Below are 19714 nucleotides of genomic sequence, written 5' to 3' on the forward strand. Positions count from 1 at the left end.
CTAGCAATATATGTAAGAGATGGGCTAGTGTGCGTCCGCATACAAAAAAGGCTCCCCTAACGGGGAGCTGGATGTCTTCGCTCAACTTATCTGGATGTTGTTAATGTAACATAGCTTGTTACTTTGACGCCTGATGCAGAAACGGCAGTAAGTTCAAAAGAGGTTACGTTACCCGTTACCTTTACAGTACCATCAGGATCGACAGAGACCGAGCCAACCGTGGAGCCGGCTTCCCCGCGGATATCATTCGTAATAAATAAAGTGCCTAGAGCAAAGTTATAATTGCGGATGTCGAGGTCCTCATATTTGTTTCCATAGTTATCTGTAGCCGTAAGATCCATGGCTGTGTATGCGTTGAAATTAGCTTTATACACGATGTCTGAAACATCCATAGGTTCAGTAATAGAAGTTTCCCCTGCTGTCAATGTCTTCACACTCACAGAAGTGCTTTCGACAGTTACGCTAACATGCAGTTGTTTGGCTTCCCCATTACCAACTTGCACAATAAGACTCACGTCCGTAGTTCCGGGTTTGTTACCCAGCACGTAGGCATGATGATCCGAGGTAAGGCCTACTTTGGCAATGCTTGGATCTAAGGAGACAACAGACTGTACAATGCCAGGAGTCGCAATTTCTTCACCAGCAGAGTTTGTTAATTTGATTTTGATCTCTTTTGCAAATTTACTTAGCGTAGGATCTTCAGCAATCGTTTTTGTGATGGTACCTGTGGCGGAGCTAGTTAATCCACTATCAATAACGCTGCCCAAATGGTAATCACCTACAACCGAAACATTGCTTGGGTTAGACGGTGTTACGACTGGCGGTTTCTGAGCGTTGAAGGCATCTTGCGCCCCGTACGAGCTAACTACAAGATCCTCGCGTGTCGCGGCTTGATTGCCAGCTTTGTTAGTTGGATGAATACCAAGCGCAGTGGCCTGTTTAACCGCATCGGTATACCAAGGTGAGCTTGCCATCGAAACCGTTTTTCCTAATCCTTTCAGGAGCACGGTATCCAACTGAGCCGCGGTAACTGATTCGCCAGGTTGGAAGGTTGTATCTGTAACGCCATCGATCAGACCGGCTTTTTTGGCCGCTTCAATATAAGGAATCGCCCAACCATTAGCCGCGTCGTCTGCATGAACATCCGTGAAGCTGGACACGTTAATTGTAAGATCAACCGGGATATTGTAGATTTTCGTAGCTACTTTAGCGAATTGAGCACGCGTCATATTTTCTGAGATTCCGAAAGTTGTACCGGAGACTCCTTCAAAAATACCATCAGCGATCATCCGATCGATTTTCGTTTTCAGAGCTGCGTTGCTTCCAGCCAAATCTGTAAAATCAGCGCTTGTTTTAACAGCAGCGGAGGCAGGTTGAACCAGTGTCAAAGAAGCGAATAAGGAAAATGCCATGGCAGTCGTGGAGATGAGTGTAAGTTTTTTGTTAAATGTCATATAGGATGGCCCCCTTGGTATAATGAGTATTTGTGTTTCTAGCAATCTAGTCATCTAGTATTTCACGTGCTTGTCTTGTTGCTATAACTATAGCTTGCCTGATCATCTACGTCATTGTCAAATTTCTGGCAGTCTTAACAAGAGAGTGCTAAATCGATGCGGATTTTAAGTAAAGAATAGAAAAGTAGTTCGCATCTATGATATACTCGCCATACAGGAGATGATCAGATGAATGCGAAGGTTTCTTTCCAAACACTCCGTCGTCCCAAGCTTGTGGATGATGTTGTGACCCAGCTGCAGAAGAAAATTTCAGATGGTGAGCTGAAAATGGGCGATAAGATTCCGACGGAGCCGGAATTAATGGAACAGTTCGGCGTCGGCCGATCCACCATTCGTGAGGCTGTTCGGGTTCTTGTGCATGCGGGACTGCTGGAGAAGAAGCAGGGCTTTGGCACCTTTCTAACGGGGCATTCCGATGCAGCGATGCAAGAACCGCTAGTTCACCGACTGCGTCGGGCGGAAGTTTTGGAAGTCTACGAAGTCAGAAAAATGCTTGAACTGGAAATATCCAGACTTGCTGCTGTACGTCGCGATGAAGCCGATTTGGCGCAGATGAGTGAAGCGTTGGATCAACGGTTGCAGGCGCTGGATCGAGGGGATACGAATGCCTATTTAGCTGCTGACATGGTTTTTCATCAGTCAATCGCGGTCGCGAGCAAAAATAGCATTGTTGTCGATTTGTATCGCTCATTTTCAGCAGTCATGTTGGAAGCTCTGACGAATTTAGTCAAGGATGAGCAGGTTCACGATCACCATCATCTTTTTCATGTGAATTTGTATCAAGCGATCCGAGATAAGGATGTTGCCGCTGCGGAGCATTGGACACTTCAGAATCTGGAGAGGACCGTTCAGCAGGTCAAAAAGTTTCTTCAGCAGGACTAGGATTAGAGTAGGAGTATGAAGAAGATGGGAGCGGGAGAGATCCTTTGCCTTCCCCATGATTTTAAACATCAGATGATATGATGATAAGGGGTAATGTTCATGCAAACAGCAACAGGTACAGTTTCTGCTACAAATGCAGCACAGACACAGGCACGTACGGTCTATGCCATTTTATTTTCGATCAGCTTAGTGCATTTATTAAATGATGCGATTCAGTCGGTTATTCCCGCGATTTTCCCGATTTTGCATGACTCCTTGCAGTTAAGCTTTACGCAAATCGGTTGGATCGCCTTCACACTCAACGTGACAGCTTCCTTGTTCCAACCCTTGATTGGGTTGTATACGGACGCGAGGCCGAAGCCCTATTTACTGCCAATTGGCGTGATTTTCTCGCTGTTTGGTATTATCGTACTGGCCTATGCGGGAACGTTCTCTCATGTGATCATGGCCGTAATTCTCGTTGGCCTAGGATCATCCGTGCTGCATCCAGAGTCTTCGCGGGTGGCCTTCTTAGCTGCGGGTCCTCGGAGAGGGCTGGCGCAGTCGATTTTCCAAACAGGCGGGAACATTGGCCAGGCGTTGGCGCCTGTTTTTACCGCACTCATTTTTGTGCCGTTAGGTCAGTTCGGGATTATTTGGTTTACGTTTGCGGCGGCAGCGGGGATCGTGGTTCAGATCTTCGTGGCAAAATGGTACCAAGGCGCGCTAGTCGTGCGTTCCACCGTTCGTAAATCGGCTTCGGTGAAGAAGCCTTTACCTAAGAAAACAGTCGCCTACGCGCTAGGTATTTTGATCATGCTGCTCTTTTCCAAATTCGTTTATGTGGCGAGTATGACAGGCTTCTACGCGTTCTATTTGATGGACCATTTTGGAGTCACGACAGGGAAAGCGCAGCTCATTATTTTCACCCTATTAGCAGCTGGGGCTGTGGGGACATTTATGGGCGGCCCTTTGGCGGACCGATTCGGTAGACGAAATATGATCTGGTTCTCCATCTTGGGAACAGCGCCGTTCTCTTTGCTGCTTCCATTTGTGAACTTGTTCTGGTCAGCGGTTCTATGTGCATGCATCGGTTTCATTCTGTTGTCCGGCTTCTCCGTAATCGTGGTCTATGCGCAGGAGTTGTTGCCTGGGAAGGTTGGTACGGTATCAGGATTATTCTTCGGACTAGCGTTTGGCCTAGGCGGCATTGGTTCGGCGGTGCTGGGGACGTTGGCGGATGCGACAAGTATCGGTTTCGTGATTCGGCTATGCGCGTACTTGCCGTTGCTAGGATTGTTTGCAGCCTTTCTCCCTACGGATAAAAAGCTAAATATGACGAGCTAGTCGCGAAGTAGGGCTCCATTGAGAATGATAATTATCCTCATTTACTAACTTTTAATTAACTACTTTACAAATGTAAGTGAGTTGGATATAATAAACCCAACAAGATTACATTTGGAGGAGGTAGCGATTATGGGTAAATGTGCATGCGGAAACACACAAAACGGTGAGGGCAACTGCGACGGTTCACACGCTAAAAAAGATAAATAAGGTTTGGCACACATAGAAGATTTGGAAAAGACTCCAACGAGGTTAGGCTCGTTGGGGTCTTTTTTGTATTTGCACGGAAAGGCGGGCGAGTATTCAATAAAAATTGAAAATACGTGGGGGAACATGTACATTTAAGTGTAGATAGAATCTTATACGGTGTTAACGCCAGTCACACCGCCGGATAGGCGCGATTGCGCCGTCAATGGCGAGCGGCTACAAATAATAATTCAACCGAATGGGGAGTGGGAAGCATGGATGTGAAAGAAGCGATTCGCCAGCGGCGCAGTATTGGGAAACTCAAGCAAGACCCCATCGAGCACGCATTGATTGAAGAGATTTTGGAAGCTGCTGTCTGGGCACCGAATCACGCGAATACGGAACCTTGGCGGTTCTGGGTGATGTCGGGCGAGGGTAGAAAGCTGCTGGGTCGTGGGTATGCCGAAGTCGCCATTGCAGAAGCGAAGTCAGGCGCAGATGCTGCGCTGACTGAGGAAGAAGAAGAGCAGCTGCGCAGCACCATTGAGAAAAAAGCCATGCGAGCTCCGCTCGTAATTGCAGTAGCTGTTTCGCCGGCGGAGAAGCCAGTCGTACCCGTGATAGAGGAATATGCGGCTGTTCACTGCGCCGTACAGAATATGATGCTAGCTGCACATGCCCTGGGCTTAGGCACGATCTGGCGGACTGGCGATCCCACGTATCATCCGAAAATGCAAGAGAACTTCGGTCTCTCAGGCAAAGAAGAGATGGTCGGATTTGTTTATATTGGTTACCCAGAAGTCATTCCAACGAAGGCAGCGCGTGTTCCTTTTGCCTTAAAAACGCAATGGGTAACGGAGTAACTACTCTGAAGCAGCATGCTTGTTGAAGGGAAGTGTAACTGTGAATACAGAGCCTTTCCCCAGCCAACTGCTCACTTCGATGGTCCCTTCATGAGCCAAAATCAATTGTTTGGAGTTAGCCAGACCAAGCCCCATACCGCCGCTGTTACGGGCACGCGCTTCATCCATCCGGTAAAAACGCTCGAATAGGAAGGGCATATGCGTGGCATCGATGCCCATGCTGGTCGCCTTGCCTTTCTATAAGGACTTCAACCTCACCACTCTCCGTATACCGAATGGCATTGGTCAGCAATCAGACGCTGCGTCAATATGCGATCTACGTGCATGTAGTTGTCACGGTGTTTATCCTTTGTATTTCGGTGTTCCCGCCTTGGAAAAAGAAGAAGCAGGCTGTTGCAACCTAATCAGCTTCTTATGATCCTATGGCTACAAAAAACTCGCCCCCCATGGGGAGCGAGTCTATTTTAGTTCTTCAGCGCAACCGCAATCCTTGCGGCGGTCTGCGCATTGTGATAAACGAGCGCGATGTTCGTCTCCAGGCTGCGCCCCTCAGTCAGCTGCTTAATCCGCGCTAGCAAGAAAGGCGTGACCTTCTTCCCGGTCACGTTCTGCTCTTTGGCCTCATTCAGTGCCTGCTGGATGACGGCCTCGATTTCAACATGGTCCATAGCGGATTCCGCTGGGACTGGGTTAGCGATGACGGCGCCGCCGTTTAGGCCTAGCTCCCACTTCGTGCGAAGCATGGCGGCCACGTCAGCTGCCTCATCGAGGCGGAAGTCTACGCCATAGCCGCTTTCGCGGGCGTAGAAGGACGGGAACTCGCTCGTTTGGTAACCAACCACGGGCACCCCGTGGGTTTCCAAGTATTCGAGCGTGCGTCCAATGTCGAGGATCGATTTCACACCAGCGCAGACGACAGCGACGTTGGTCGCCGCCAGCTCCGTCAAATCAGCGGAGATGTCCATGGAGCTTTCTCCTTCGCGGTGGACACCGCCAATGCCACCGGTAGCGAACACTTCGATGCCAGCAAGGGCAGCGCCGATCATCGTCGCAGCTACCGTGGTCGCACCGATTTTGCCAGAGGAGAGGATGTAGGGGAAGTCGCGACGGCTTACTTTTTCCACATGGCCATTCGTTGCAAAAGCCTCGAGCTCCTGCTCGTTTAAGCCAATCTTGATTTTACCATCCATGATGCCGATTGTTGCTGGAACCGCACCGTTATCGCGGATAATTTGCTCCACTTTTTTCGCCATTTCAATATTTTGCGGGTAGGGCATGCCATGAGAAATAATGGTTGTTTCCAGCGCTACGATCGGTTTATTATTCGCGAGAGCTTCCTTCACTTCATCGGTAAAAGTTAAATATGAGTTAGATAACATGGGTTTAGTCTCCTTTAGTCATGGTGTTAATCGTAAGTTGTAAGTTCTCCTCGTTCAGTTCACTGGACGTAGATTGACTAGTTTGAAGCGTAATGTGTGCAGCAGCAAGACCGAATTCACAGGATTTCATATACGATTGTTGATGGCTAACGCCATAGACAATACCTGCTAAGAAAGCATCGCCTGCGCCCGTAACCTCGACAACCTGGGTTGGAATTGGCGGAAAGAAACGTTCGCCTTCTTCCCCCGCATAGTAAACCCCTCGGCTACCGAGTGTAATGAAAACATGCTTCACGCCGCGGTCTCGAATGGTATTAGCAATTTTGCTGTGATCAGGCTCTACATAGAACATATCAATGACGTCTTGATTCTTGGAGAGTGGTGTGTCGGTTAGTTGAATGGCTTCTTCTAAATTCGGGAAAATAGCCGTTACACCAGACAGATCTGTCGGAAGTTTCTTAGATTTCTCCGAGGACACAGGATCAATGAAGAGGGGGATACTCTCCTCCTGACACCGACGAATCAGCTCCTCCAAGGTGTCGTTCGGTAGATTCGTATCTGCAATCACGAGCTTGGCAGCGGCAATATGGGACCATCTATCCCGAAGCATTGCTGGTGACAATTTATCGTAGATGTCCATATTGGCAAAAGCGAGAAACATCTCCCCCGAAGTATCGAGGAGTGCGGTGTATGACCCCGTATTCTCGCCATTCAGTACGATAGCTTGGCTGACATCGACGCCTCGGCGCCTCGTTTCCTCGAGCACCCACTGGCCTGCTTTGTCATCTCCAACCACAGTTAGGAGTGATGTTTGACAAGCTAATCCAGCTAAAGCTTCCGCGATGTTGCGAGCAACGCCGCCACAAGACTCGGTTACTGTTACAGGGTTAGAGGAAGCTAGGCGGATCGCATGCTTGCTAGTAGCTTTACTGTCGAGATTGGCTCCGCCGATGCAGTAAATCATGTGTTCATCCGAAGTGACATAGGCTCTGCCGCGAATCGTTCCCTTTTTGGTCAAAGAGGCAATATAACCAGCAACAGCGGAGCGGGAGATCCCGATGATACCGGCCATTTCATGCTGGGAAATGAATGGATTTTGACGGATAAGCGCTAGGATTTGCTGTTCACGATCCATGCAAAGCTCTCCTCCTTCGTCGTTCTCTCCTTATTCTAACGCACCCCCAAACAAAAGTCTATTACATAAACAAATGTCTATAATTACAGACCAAAAAGCCCGTTCCCCAATCAGGAACTAGGCTTCTTTCATGGCCCAAACAAAAGCTATTTCGAATACGAAGAGTTGGAGCGTGACCCTAGTCCGAGCAAACCAAGTAAGCCCAATAAACCGAGGTAGCTGTACCAAGGTCTCGTTTTATCTTTCGGCGTAGCAGGGACGGATTGAGCTTGTACGGTTGTAACGTTAAACGCTGTTGGTGGTGTAATCCCATAAGCGGCAGCGTAGCCATTCAAGTTGTTAGATGGAAGTAATTTTGTTTCCGCCCCTGGCATACCAAAGGGATTGGTTTGATACATCGTGGCAGAGCCCCGCTTTAAATGCTGCAGGTTTTCAGTCTGTGACGCCTGCGTACTGTGATCGTGGGCATGCAGCCGATATTGATGTGCCCCGAGCAGAAGAGAGAAAGTAAGGAAAGAAATCGAAGCTAATTTGATAGAGCGGGTAACCATTATCCATACCTCCAGGTATTTAATAGATAGGGGTCATTCAGTAGGTAAGCATATATTCCCCTACGAATGAGAAGTTATGCATGGAGGAGTAGGCGTGACGTTTGTTGCAATGAAAAAGAAAAAACCGTTACCCCTAGATAACTAGGAGCAACGGTTCTATACGAACGGTTACTTCGTGACCGTCACTTGAACGGTCGTTTTCATGTTGGCAAAAGTAACGGTAATGCGTGCAGTCCCTTTGCCAGTTGCTTTGATCGTGCCATCCTTTACGTCTGCGTTCATGATGTTGGAAGTTGTCCAGAGTGCCGGCTTGGTTACATCTTCTTCGGATCCATCTGTATACGTCGCCAAGGCTTCTACTTTCGCTGTTTCGCCTTCTTTAAGCGTTAGTTTAACGACATTGGTCTTCAAATACTTCAAAGAATCAATTTCCACAGGAATGGATACAGTTTTACCTCCAAAGAAGCCAGTGATGGTTGTTTTCCCTGAAGCTGTTGCTGTGAAAAGTCCTTTTTCGATAGTTCCGAGTTTATAAGAAGAAACTTTCCAAGTTGCGCTTTCTGTGACGTCTTTCGTTGAGCCATCGGACAAAGTTGCGGTTAATTTCAGTTGCGTTTCAGATCCGCTTTTCGTTACAAAAAAGGATTTATTCGCTGTTAAGCTATCAATCACACCGATTTCTACGGGAACAGAGATTGATTTACCGCCATAAGTTGCCGTAATGGTTGCTTTACCGCGGGCAACAGGTGTAACAAGACCCTTAGATACGGTAGCAATGCCTGTATTGCTTGACTTCCATTCGACATCGGTCGTAACTAAAACATCTTCCCCGTCGTCATCTGTTGCTGTAATTTTGATCAATCTCGTTTCATTTAAATCAAAAACCAAGCTAGCTACATTGGCTTTCAACTCACTTGCCATATCCACTTTTACTGGAATCGTAACTGTTTTGTTGTCCAGTTGAGCGGTAATCGTAGTTTCGCCGGACGCGATGGCTTTTACGACACCCTTGTCAACAGTAGCAGCTTTAACATTACTGCTTGTCCAAATAACATCAGAGGTTACTGGTTTCTTGGTATCATCGGTATACACGGCTTCTGAAGTAAGGGTTGCCGTTTCGCCCTTTTTCATGGTTAATTTCTCTTGGCTAATCGTAAGAGTCTTCAACTCGCCTACCGAAACTTGTACAGTTGCTTTACGTGTACCGTATTCAGCAGTTACCGTAGCAGCACCCGTAGCAATCCCCGTTATGATACCGTCACGAACCTCAACAACATCTTTGTTGCTTGATGTCCATTTGGTTTTGTCATTTAGTTCGTCATCCGTCCGGCCTTTGAAATTTGCAGTCATTGTGACCGTGGTAGAGTCTCCGACTTGCATATTCACTATTTTCTTGTCTAATGTGATGTTGTTAGGGACGTCAACTTCGACTCGGGTTGTCGTCGTTTTGCCGCCATAGGTAGCAGTTACATTAGCAACACCAGCTTTATACGTTTTGATAAGTCCATTCGTTACCGTAGCGATATCTTCATTATCTACGCTCCATACGGCTCTATCTTTTACGAGATTGTCTGTTGTGCCGTCGGCATAGGTTGCAAATAACTCGAGTTGCTGTGTTTCAGCTGTTTTCAAAATAACGAGTTCGCTGCTCACGACCAAACGACGCGGAACTTCAACGTCAACTTTGGCTGTGACTGTTTTATCCCCATACTTCGCAGAGATCGTTGCTTCGCCAATTGCGTTACCAATGAGCTTGCCTTTGGTTACAGAAACGATACTCTCATCGCTGGAAGTCCATTCTGCACGATCTGAAATATCCGTAGGTGTAGTGCTTGTTGGATAGGTAGCGTTAAGCTTCAACGTGCCTGTCCCATTTTTCTTTAACAAAATGCTTTGTTTATCTAACTCAAGTTTCAACGTGCTATCTACATCAACCGTAATTGTCGTTGACTTAGTACCATAGGTAGCAGTTAAAGTCGCTTTCCCTACACTGTATCCAGTAATTGTTCCTTTAAGGGCATCTGCGACTTCAGGCTTGTCTGATGTCCATACCGCTTTCGTAGCTACGTTATCTTTGGTGCCATCCGGGTATGTCGCCGTTAATTCAAGCACGCTAGTCCCCTTTAGAAGTAAGGAAACATTGGATTTCTCTGCATCAAGACGACGTACAACCTCGACATCGACATCCAAAACGATCGATTGATTCATATGAGATATCGTAATGGTAGTGCTTCCTGGGTTTTGTCCTTTAACAAGACCATTCGTCACGGTAGCGACAGAGCTGGATGCGACTGTGTAGTCTGCTTTACTTGTTACATCTGCAGAAGTACCGTCGTCATAGTAAGCTGTTATCAGCACTTGGCTCGTTCCATTGAGACGAAGATCAAGGGCTTGCTTATCGGTGGTTAACGATTTTACTTTTTTCGTAACCGTTACGTTAACGATGACAGTCTCTCCAAGATAGGTGGCTGTAATGACGGCCTTACCTTCTTTTTTGGCTGTCACGACACCCGCGTAGACAGTTGCTACATCGGTCGTGCCGGAGTTCCAATCGGTTTTGACCGTTGCATTCTCCGTGGAGCCACTTGTGAAAACGGCCGTTGCTGTCAGATTAGCTGTATCGCCAACCTGCAAGTTAAGCTCATTTTTATTCAGAACCAACTTCGAAATGTCATTCGCGGCGAAAGCACTTCCTGTGAAAATTGCCTGACTTGCAACAATGAAAATGATGACTAGGGACAACCATTTACTTTGAGAAAACCATTTCATGCTTCATTTCCCTCCATTAAAGCTGTTGCTAGAATCTGCTTGCTGAAAATAGATATCTATTTTCATCGGCATTTCATCGCGAAAAATGAAGGGAAATGGTTATTTAATTTGTTGAGATTTTGTTGATTATGTCGAAAAAGAGAACCCCACCATCTACACGCGCCTGCGGGGAGGGTGCTCAATGCGTTAACCGCGTTTCACAATTTTGAAATTATCTTCAAGCAGCAGCCAGTTCTGCGGGAATTTGAGTCCAAGCTTCCAATAACTGATGCCGCGAAGTCCGAGTTCTTCGATCAAACGGAACTTAGCTTGAATAGAACGAGCGTCCTCGAACCAGACGGTATGTTCCTTACCGGCGTCATCCCAGTAGTTAAAGTGCGGCGCTTGTGCCGTGTAATCATATAAAATTTGCGCATTATATTTGCGGGCTAGATCAATGGCTGCCTGCGGCGAGATTGCTTTGGCGTAGGCGCCTCCTTGGACAAAGGGTAGCGTCCAGTCGTAACCGTACAAATTTTGACCCATCATGATTTTGGAAGAAGGCATTTCACTGCGTGCATACTCCAACACCTTGCGAACAGGTCCAATAGGAGAAACGGCCATAGGCGGTCCGCCGCTGTAGCCCCACTCATAGGTCATGATGATGACAAAATCGACAATCTGGCCATGGGCTTTATAGTCATGAGCTTCGTACCAAGCTCCTGCTTGTGTAGCACTTGTTTTTGGCGCGAGTGCAGTGGATACGAGATAGCCTTTCCGATGAAAGCGATCTACCGCTTTGCGCAGGAATTTGTTGTAAGCCTCCCGATCCGCTGGCAGCAGATGTTCAATGTCAAAATGAATATCTTTAAACCCAAGTTTCTCAGCAGTTGCTTCGATGTTTTGGAGCAAACGATTTTGAACAGCTTCGTCGGTTAAGATCACATGTCCCAGTTCTGCACTGAATTGATCATTCTCGAGGTTGGTGACCACCATCATGAGGGTGACGCCATGCTGCCGAGCGATTTCTCGCAAATCGTTTAGTGGCGGATTGACCAAGGTCCCATCTCGGTTAATGCGGAAGCTGAAGGGAGCTAAATAGGTCAAATGAGGTGCGGCTTCGCGGGCAGCTTGAACGAGAACAGGTGACACATCCGTCCCTCTAGGTTCGATATAGGCATTGACTTCGGCTTGTTTGCGCGGGGCAGGGGGGATATATAATCGGAAACCGCTGGGTAATGTTTGATATAGCGTAAGTCCATTCGCAGAAGCTAGTGCGTCTAGGTCAATGCCGAGCTTTTGTGCGATTCGATAAAGGCCCTCACCAGGCTGTACCCAATAGTAGGAGCCAACAATCGGAATGACTAATGCCTGTCCGATGACTAACGTTTGAGAGGGGGTTAACTCATTCGCCTCTGCGACCTCCTCGACCGAGACGCCGTAGGTTTGCGAAATACGATACAACGTTTGCCCTTTCTGGACAACGTGAATTTGCATAGATGATGCCTCCTTGAAAAAAAATGACCGAGCCGCCTACTTGGTAGTCTCAGTGGCTGAAACTCACTAAAGCGCAACTGAGACACCCAAAGTGGGAGGCTCAGGAAATGGGGAGTCGGAAATGACTGTATCCGAGCCTGCTTTTCGATAAAACTAACCTCTTAACCGTGATCGCTCATCCCTGGAATGACCTCGTCAAAGGTTTTCTCATATGTTATTCCGCCGGTAGGCTTTAGGTGAATGTCTTGGGGAAACTTAGGGGAAAAAGATAAAGAGCTCGCCTCTGCGGCCCCCGCGTAGGGGCAATGTTGTCAGGTTAGGTAATCGGTGGCATTTCGGCAGATGAGATATTGCTGGCGTGGGCGGGATGCTCACTCTCATCAATTCCTCTTCCCTTTCTCAAAAATGCAAAAATACAACATTTTTTACCAATTTATGGTCGAAAGTAGTAAATGCGTGCAAATAGGCAACCTTTTTAACGTATTTCATGATTTTCTCCTGAGATCACTCCAAATTGATGCCTATTTGCATCAATTTTCAATAATGGAGGTAGGAACCCATTCGAAAAGTGCTCTTTTGCATTTTTTGAATGGGTAGAGGACCTACTACATTACTTCACTTTCCAACATTCTTCTTATCATTACTACTCTCTAATTATTCTTATTACACTCCTAACTCTACATTACTGTCTTAATTACCCACTACTCATATCTCCAATTATTCTCAGTACACTTATAGCTCCACCTTATTGTCCTAATTATCCACTACTCATATCTCCAATTATTCTCAGTACACTCATAGCTCCACCTTATTGTCCTAATTATCCACTACTCATAATGAGGGAGAGTCGGGGCAGGGGCGGGTAGGGAGAGAGGGATGAAGGATGAATGCAGCGGACGGATGAAAGACGGATGGATGACGGATGAAAGATGAATGCAGACGAATGAAAGTCGGATGAAAGATGAATGCAGACGAATGAAAGATGAATGATGACGGATGAGGTAGGAGAGCTTACTTACAGCCCTTGCTGCCGTAGCAGCTGGGCTGTCAGCTCGGGATGCGAGATCGGGAAATGGTGCGCCGCCTCGATCTCTATCGTCTGGGCGGAGCGAAGCTCCTCCGCCCAAGCTAGGGCGCGATCCTGTGTGCCCCACAGGATCGAAGCCTTCCGCAGCAGCTCCGCCTGCTGCTGCGGAGGGAACCCCTCTGCGCGTGCCAGCGCAGAGAGGGTCTCAGCAGTCGTCTTCCGCACACGCGGCGACTGCAGTTCTTGCAGGACATAAGTGACATACGAAGTCGGTATGTCACTTATGTCCACGAAGCAGCGCTGCGTCAGCAGCTGCTTCCGCAGGTCTTTCTCGCGCAGCCGGCACAGCGCGAGATGGTTGAGGCGCGCGCTGCGGTACATGCGCGCGGCCGGTTGCAGGGCAGGCTGCAGCAGATGCAGCCTGTGGATCCGCTCCGGCACGCGAGCGTAGGCGTGGGCGGCTAGGAGGCCGCCCAGCGAGTGGCCCACGAGCGTGACCGGGCTGTCGAAGGCGCGGATCGCCTCGACGAGCGCTGCGATGTGGCCCTCCATCACGTCAGCTGCGTGATGGTAGGGCGAGCGCCCGAAGCCTGGCAGATCGACCAGGCAGACGTCGTGCTCTGGGAACTGCGCTGCCAGAGGGAGCAGGCAATCTGCTCCGCTTAGTGTGCCGTGCACGAAGAGGAGGGGGGTTTTTTGAGGCTCCAGAGGCTTTTGTTCCAGCCGTAGTCCAGCGTCGCTCCTTACCAAATCCTCTGCCGATGTACGCCGCCCAGTTCCGCTTCGCTCCAGACTAGCCAAAGGCCCTCGCTTCCCTCTCACAAACCCTTCCGCAGGCATATGGCCATGCACGAGCTGAAAATCAAGATCCGCAATCGTAAAAGGCAGCATTTCATCCTGAACCTTATTCGGGAGCTTATGCTTGTGCAGCAAGCTTTCTTTCGGTGCAATCGGAAAAGGGGTGTTCTTATTTACGATAAATTCAAGGGATTCCTTGGGGATACCTAACTTTTGTCCTAATGATGTACCTAAAAGCTTACTGAGCCACTTTGGCGAAATGGATCCATGGGGCTTACGAACGCGCAGTTCTTTGGCGATCATGGAAACTAGCTCTTGCATGGAATGGCTTACCTTTGGATCGTCCAGCAAATAGTACGTTTGCGTAGGTGGTGGTGAAGCTTCTTTTGTTAATAAGTTGATGAAGGAGGCGACATGATCGACATGGACAAGCGGCAACCAATGTGTAGAACCGCCAGGTACGATAGTCATCAAGCCGCGCGCCGTAGCTCGGACAAGAATACCGAGACCGCCGGTCTGAGGCGTTTCTCCATGCTGCGAACTGCCGATGACTACGCTGGGGTGAACGATAGAAAGAGGGAGTCCAAGCTCCTGAGCGCCTTCCCGAATGCGCAAATCCGCTAGGCATTTCATCAGCTCATACGGCGGACCTTGCTCTAAATGTGCGATAACGGGAGCGGGATTGTGCCTATTTTCGTCTGTCCAGGGGCTTTTGAACCCGACCACATGGATGAAATGCTTTAATCCCCCGCGCAGCTGAATGTCCGCAGCCAAGCGAAGCATTTCCTCGGCAGCCTGCAGAAAAACCACGCGTGCCTCTGCTTCGCTGATCCGAATATCCATCGGCCCGCCAGCATGAATAATGACATCTGCGGTCAGAACCTTTTCCCTGTCAGAGTGACTCAAGCCAAGGCCGGGCATGCCCAAATCGCCTATAACAGGGCGGATGCGGCTTATGATGGTATCAGCACTGTCTGACCAACCTAGCCCCTTACAAATATGCTCCCACCGCGAAGTTGACCGCACGAGTACAGACACTGTGTGATTCTCTTGCGAAAGCTGCGCTAGCGTGTGAGTTCCGATAAATCCTGTACCGCCAGTCATAAAAATATGAGCCAAATGAATAACCTCCATCTTTTGTTTACTAGTACTGTTTAGTACTAATCATGAGTAAAAAAATTACTTTAGCAATTGGGCTAAAGTAGTAAGGGTTTGACCCAGTAAAGCTGGATCTTGATTCGCATGCTGTAGAAAAAGAGCGCCTTCGAGTGTTGAAACGATGAGCCCTGCGACAGCTTTTGTAGAAAGATTAGGAGAGAACTCTCCTTTGCGCACACCTTCGAGGAGCAGATCTTCCACTAGGCGCATTTGTTCCTGAAAAAACAACCCCACTTTCCGTCTAAGTTCGTCCGCCTCCTGCGGCATCTGTGTATATAGCGTGAGGAAGGGGCAGCCAGCTAAGAAGCTGGTTTCAGAGCCTGCCATTCCTTGAAGGAATAGATCGAAACGCTCCTGTACACACAAGTCTGAACGTGCTGCGATCTCTTGCATCTCCCGTGTATAAGCCCCTATAAGCTGATCGAGAATCGCGGCTAAGAGCTCTTCCTTACTTTTGAAATAATAGTAAATATTCGTCTTAGACACCTTGCTGGTGATCACGATTTCATCCATACTCGTCGCCAAATAGCCTTGAGTCAGAAAGAGATTCCTGGCGGTGAGAAGTACAACATCACGATTGGATATTTTTTTTGTTTTTGTCATGAATAGTACTATACAGTACTAAAAAAGCGATGTCAAATTGTTCCATGTTGTGTAGGTGGGGTGTTGGTCGAGCTGTAGTGATGTTTTTCACGCTTACAGCAGGTGAAACGAGGGCTGGAGGGGTGTTGGTCGCGCTGTAGCAAGATCTGTCTACGAAAAGTACATGTAGGCTTAGTCTTAGGAGTAGGTACTATTGGAAAATAGTACTATTTTGAACGCTCTGAGTACCATATACTGAGTATCAAGAGCAAGTCATTCATAACGTTGCTTGGCAACGATAGGGGGATTTTTAAGATGATGAATCAACGGAAACGGAACACGGCAGCGTTTACTTTTATGGCGTGGGCGTCCTTTATTGGAGCTTTCGTAGCAATGTTTATTGGGATATATACACTTGAAGAATCGCTTAGCGTGAAGGGGTATTTCGCCGTGTGCGCACTTTTTCTTACCATGTCGGCGTTCGTGCTGCAGAAGGTTATTCGTGATAATTTGGAGGATGGATACGAATCTCGCAAACGGAATACATCGGCTTTTACATTCCTAGCATGGAGCTCGTTTGCCTTAGCTTTGCTAGGCATGTTCATCGGCATCATTAATCTCGATCAGATTCTTTCGGTCAAAGGGTACTACGCCGTCACGGCTTTGTTCCTGACCATGTCCTCGTTTGTTCTGCAAAAAACAGTCCGTGATAATAACGATGACGATGCGCTGACTTCTAGTGTAAATACACCTTTTCATTCAAATGAAATTAAAGTAGAAGAGTAGTCTTCATTTGCTAATTCCCTATAGCTTATGGCATATTGCCAACCTCCCGATCATCTAGTAATCTATGAATTGGGAGGGATTTGGTATGATTAGGAAAATAAGTAAAGTAATCTCTTTGTTTATGCTAATAGGCTGTCTTGGCTTTACAGTTCCTGTGTGGGGGGCTGAGCAAGTCGTCACTAAGCCCAGCAGTATTACGTATGAGATGCAGGATATTCAGGTACAGTATGCGGCCGAATTTACTGCTTATCCGCAAGCAATGGTGGGGAAACCTTCGGTATCCAAGTCAGTCTACGATGCAGTTTACAGTGACTCGGCTAAGCCATTGCAAGTGTTGTATGGTGTGGTTAAGTTGACGATGCCGACGGGCTACTCCTTCACAGAGGAGTTCATTAGCGTTACGGATGGCGTGAATATTGCGCGTGGTTTATCTAATGGTGGGGGTCCTATTTACAACTTGAATAACCAAGTAAGAGGGCAGAACACCGAGTTCGTTACAGGTAAAAAGCTAACCGATAAAAGCGTCGTAAAGGACTACTCCGATGGTTGGAAAACGATTAGACTGATGCGCAAATGGGATGATTATGGGAATCCAATGGATTTTGCCATCAGCTTTAAATGGGATTTGGTGGGTTCGGTAGATCCCTTTTTTCAAAGGCTAACGGAGACTTCCTACGTGATTGACCTCTCCACGCTTCGTCACAAAGGCGCGAATCAGGCGGTGCAGCGATGATGGGAAACTTACGCAAGGCATTTATGGTCAAGAAGTTGGCTATGACACTGATTGGAACTGTGCTTCTATCCACGCTGTTTGCCGGAGGAGCTTGGGCTGCGGACGCTGGGGTGAAGCACACGGCGGAAGCCGACAGCTTGAACAAGCTGCAGCTGTTCCAAGGCACGGATCGCGGCTACGAGCTCGAGCAGACGCTAACACGGGCGCAAGGCGCCACGATGCTGCTGCGTCTGTTCGGCTGGGAGACCGCCGCCGCGAATGCGCAAGGGCTGAGTTCGCCGTTCACGGATGTGCCGGCGACGCACTGGGCCGCGAAGTCCGTCGGCTTCGCGTTTAGTAAAACGTTGGTGCACGGTGTGACCAACGAATCTTTTGCGCCGGATGCGAGCATCACCGGCGAGCAGTTCTTGGCGCTGACGCTGCGCGCGCTCGGCTATGCGGAGGCAGAGCCGCAGACGGCTCGCGAGCTTGCGGCGACAAGCGGACTGCTCAGCGCGACTGAGGCGCAGCTGATCGCGCAAGGCGCTGTGTTTCGCCGCGATGAGATGGTCGCGGTGGCGTATCGCGCCATCCAGACCAAGCTCAAGGGCAGCACGCGCACGCTGCTGCAGAAGCTGGTCGAGGACGACAAGGCAGTGAGCGTAAGCGCAGCTGTAGCTAGCGGACTTTACAAGGCGCCGAGCAGCGATCCGATGGATCAGATCGAAGATGCGATCCGCGATGCATTGAAATAGGCGCGATCGAAGTAGGCCGCGATGTGTCGAATAATCCCGCACGACGAGGTACTTAACTGCAAAAACTACAGCTAATTTTCTTCAAATCAGTTAATTTAGACGAATAGATGGAAGATATACAGTTAAAATTACCGTATTCGCTGATTTAGGACTGATGCGACTAAATTAGCTTCATTTTATCCATTTATTCCAATGAAATGAGCATTTACCATGAAATTAGCTACAGAAAATCCAGTTATTTCATCGGGAGCCAAGGTTCATACGTTTCAGTGACTCAATCCAAAAAAAATCCCGCCCCAGCCCAATGGCCGAAGCGGGATTTTTGGTGTTAAACAAATTAAGCGTTAAGCAAATATTGATTCACAGTTGCTTTGATCAATTCCAAACGACCGGATTGGTTCACAATCGGAGCGTTGTTCTCAAGTGCATAAGCTTCAAGGGACTTGAAGTCTGCTTTGCCAGACACGATGTCTGCGCCGATACCGGACTTGAAGGAACCGTAGCGCGTGTCAAGGATGTTGTCGAATACTTTATCTTCGATCAATTTAGCTGCAACTTGCAAGCCGCGAGCGAATGCGTCCATACCTGCGATGTGTGCATAAACAACGTCGATTGGCTCGAAGGAAGTACGGCGAACTTTCGCGTCGAAGTTCACGCCGCCACGGCCGATGCCGCCTTCGTTCAAGAGGATTTCGTACATCGCCATCGTTGTCGAGTATAGGTCAGTTGGGAACTCATCTGTATCCCAACCTAGCAGCAAGTCGCCTTGGTTCGCATCGATGGAACCAAGAATGCCGTTAACGCGAGCTACACGAAGCTCGTGCTCAAACGTGTGACCTGCAAGCGTAGCATGGTTAGCTTCAAGGTTTAATTTGAAGTAAGGAAGCAGGTCGTATTTTTGCAAGAATGAAAGTGTTGTCGCTGCATCGAAATCATATTGGTGCTTGGAAGGCTCTTTCGGTTTAGGTTCGATCAAGAATTGACCTGTGTAGCCGATTTCTTTGGCATAAGCAACGGCCATGTGCAGGAAGCGAGCAAGGTTGTCGAGCTCAAGACCAAGATCCGTGTTCAAAAGCGTTTCGTAACCTTCACGCCCACCCCAGAACACATAGTTTTCAGAGCCAAGCTCTTTCGCGTGGTCCAAAGCTTTTTTCACTTGTGCAGCTGCATAAGCAAAAACTTCTGCATTATTGGAAGTAGCAGCCCCGTGAACGAAGCGCGGGTTGGTGAACATGTTAGCTGTGTTCCATAGAAGCTTTTTGCCTGTGGAAGCCATTTTATCTTTGATCAACCCAACGATTTCGTCGAGGTTAGCATTCGTTTCTTGCAGGGTGTTGCCTTCTGGCGCGATATCGCGATCATGGAATGCGAAGTAGTCGACACCTAGAATGTTTAGAAGCTCGAAGCAAGCGTCAACGCGAGCTTTCGCCAGCTCTAAGCCGTCGTATTTGTCCCAAGCACGGATGTTCGTACCCGCACCGAATGGGTCGGAACCATTAGCAGAGAAAGAATGCCAGTAAGCAACTGCGAAACGCATATGCTCACGCATTGTTTTGCCTAGAATAACTTGATCTGGGTTGTAAAATTTAAAGGAAAGTGGGTTCGTGGATGTCGGGCCCTCGTAATTAACTGGTTGAATGTTGTCAAAGTAGCTCATGAATTCAGCCTCCGTATAAATGAATGATAAGTGCTTATGAAGTCATCATAGCATCATTCCGAAAGTTTGTAAATTCATTAAACAAACTTAGTTAGTGCGCGAAAAAGTCTTCTATGTTAGAATCATTTCCATAGCGAAGACTTGTAGCATTTGGAACGGTA

The 19714-nt window shown here is 48.2% G+C and carries 16 protein-coding genes and 2 pseudogenes; 8 read left to right on the forward strand and 10 right to left on the reverse strand.

The window, feature by feature from the left end:
• Positions 1–86: 86 nt before the first annotated feature.
• A complete protein-coding gene (locus ACSQ8O_RS32250; protein WP_436245035.1) occupies positions 87–1454 on the reverse strand; it encodes an S-layer homology domain-containing protein in 1368 nt (455 codons plus the stop codon).
• 228 nt (positions 1455–1682) lie between these two features.
• On the opposite strand from ACSQ8O_RS32250, the gene ACSQ8O_RS32255 reads away from it, so the two are divergent.
• From ACSQ8O_RS32255 to ACSQ8O_RS32265, 3 genes are all read left to right on the forward strand, one after another.
• Positions 1683–2396 (forward strand): FadR/GntR family transcriptional regulator, encoded by a 714-nt coding sequence (locus ACSQ8O_RS32255; RefSeq protein ID WP_436245036.1) that lies wholly within the window; start codon positions 1683–1685, stop codon positions 2394–2396.
• A gap of 99 nt (positions 2397–2495) precedes the next feature.
• Positions 2496–3722, forward strand: a complete 1227-nt coding sequence (locus ACSQ8O_RS32260) for an MFS transporter (RefSeq protein ID WP_436245037.1) — start codon at positions 2496–2498, stop codon at positions 3720–3722.
• 458 nt (positions 3723–4180) lie between these two features.
• Entirely contained in the window at positions 4181–4768 is a 588-nt protein-coding gene (locus tag ACSQ8O_RS32265; RefSeq protein WP_436245038.1) for a nitroreductase family protein, read from the forward strand.
• Here the strand turns inward: ACSQ8O_RS32265 and ACSQ8O_RS32270 are convergent.
• Positions 4769–4963 (reverse strand): annotated as a pseudogene (locus tag ACSQ8O_RS32270) (ATP-binding protein); the annotation flags it as partial.
• A gap of 80 nt (positions 4964–5043) precedes the next feature.
• On the opposite strand from ACSQ8O_RS32270, the gene ACSQ8O_RS32275 reads away from it, so the two are divergent.
• Positions 5044–5172 (forward strand): hypothetical protein, encoded by a 129-nt coding sequence (locus tag ACSQ8O_RS32275; RefSeq protein ID WP_436245039.1) that lies wholly within the window; start codon positions 5044–5046, stop codon positions 5170–5172.
• A 60-nt stretch (positions 5173–5232) separates the two neighbouring features.
• Here the strand turns inward: ACSQ8O_RS32275 and ACSQ8O_RS32280 are convergent, their stop codons facing one another.
• The 7 genes from ACSQ8O_RS32280 to ACSQ8O_RS32310 form a co-directional block, all read right to left on the reverse strand.
• Entirely contained in the window at positions 5233–6147 is a 915-nt protein-coding gene (locus ACSQ8O_RS32280) for a pseudouridine-5'-phosphate glycosidase (RefSeq protein ID WP_436245040.1), read from the reverse strand.
• A 4-nt stretch (positions 6148–6151) separates the two neighbouring features.
• A complete protein-coding gene (locus ACSQ8O_RS32285) occupies positions 6152–7282 on the reverse strand; it encodes a carbohydrate kinase (protein ID WP_436245041.1) in 1131 nt (376 codons plus the stop codon).
• A gap of 146 nt (positions 7283–7428) precedes the next feature.
• Positions 7429–7833, reverse strand: a complete 405-nt coding sequence (locus ACSQ8O_RS32290) for a hypothetical protein (protein ID WP_436245042.1) — start codon at positions 7831–7833, stop codon at positions 7429–7431.
• A gap of 168 nt (positions 7834–8001) precedes the next feature.
• Positions 8002–10602, reverse strand: coding sequence for an Ig-like domain-containing protein (locus ACSQ8O_RS32295; RefSeq protein ID WP_436245043.1), 2601 nt, complete (start codon positions 10600–10602; stop codon positions 8002–8004).
• Between the two features lie 186 nt (positions 10603–10788).
• A complete protein-coding gene (locus ACSQ8O_RS32300) occupies positions 10789–12078 on the reverse strand; it encodes a glycosyl hydrolase family 18 protein (RefSeq protein WP_436245044.1) in 1290 nt (429 codons plus the stop codon).
• Between the two features lie 1015 nt (positions 12079–13093).
• On the reverse strand, positions 13094–15022 hold the full coding sequence (locus tag ACSQ8O_RS32305) for an alpha/beta fold hydrolase (protein ID WP_436245045.1): 1929 nt from the start codon (positions 15020–15022) through the stop codon (positions 13094–13096).
• A gap of 60 nt (positions 15023–15082) precedes the next feature.
• Positions 15083–15664, reverse strand: a complete 582-nt coding sequence (locus tag ACSQ8O_RS32310) for a TetR/AcrR family transcriptional regulator (RefSeq protein WP_436245046.1) — start codon at positions 15662–15664, stop codon at positions 15083–15085.
• A gap of 336 nt (positions 15665–16000) precedes the next feature.
• Between ACSQ8O_RS32310 and ACSQ8O_RS32315 the strand changes: the two are divergent.
• The 4 genes and pseudogenes from ACSQ8O_RS32315 to ACSQ8O_RS32330 all read left to right on the forward strand — a co-directional run.
• A pseudogene (locus ACSQ8O_RS32315) lies at positions 16001–16138 on the forward strand (YiaA/YiaB family inner membrane protein); the annotation flags it as partial.
• On the forward strand, positions 16115–16429 hold the full coding sequence (locus tag ACSQ8O_RS32320) for a YiaA/YiaB family inner membrane protein (RefSeq protein WP_436245199.1): 315 nt from the start codon (positions 16115–16117) through the stop codon (positions 16427–16429). The pseudogene ACSQ8O_RS32315 and the gene ACSQ8O_RS32320, both read left to right, overlap by 24 nt.
• Positions 16430–16514: 85 nt before the next feature.
• Entirely contained in the window at positions 16515–17162 is a 648-nt protein-coding gene (locus ACSQ8O_RS32325; protein WP_436245047.1) for a hypothetical protein, read from the forward strand.
• Positions 17163–17185: 23 nt separating this feature from the next.
• Positions 17186–17896, forward strand: coding sequence for an S-layer homology domain-containing protein (locus ACSQ8O_RS32330; RefSeq protein ID WP_436245048.1), 711 nt, complete (start codon positions 17186–17188; stop codon positions 17894–17896).
• A 337-nt stretch (positions 17897–18233) separates the two neighbouring features.
• Here the strand turns inward: ACSQ8O_RS32330 and xylA are convergent, their stop codons facing one another.
• Positions 18234–19553 carry a xylose isomerase gene (xylA, locus tag ACSQ8O_RS32335; protein WP_236287954.1) on the reverse strand — a complete coding sequence of 440 codons (1320 nt, stop codon included), beginning with the start codon at positions 19551–19553 and terminating at the stop codon, positions 18234–18236.
• Positions 19554–19714: the final 161 nt, after the last annotated feature.

The sequence above is a fragment of the Paenibacillus sp. LjRoot56 genome (genome assembly GCF_964253335.1).
In the GTDB taxonomy this organism is placed as follows: Bacteria; Bacillota; Bacilli; order Paenibacillales; family NBRC-103111; genus Paenibacillus_E; species Paenibacillus_E allorhizoplanae.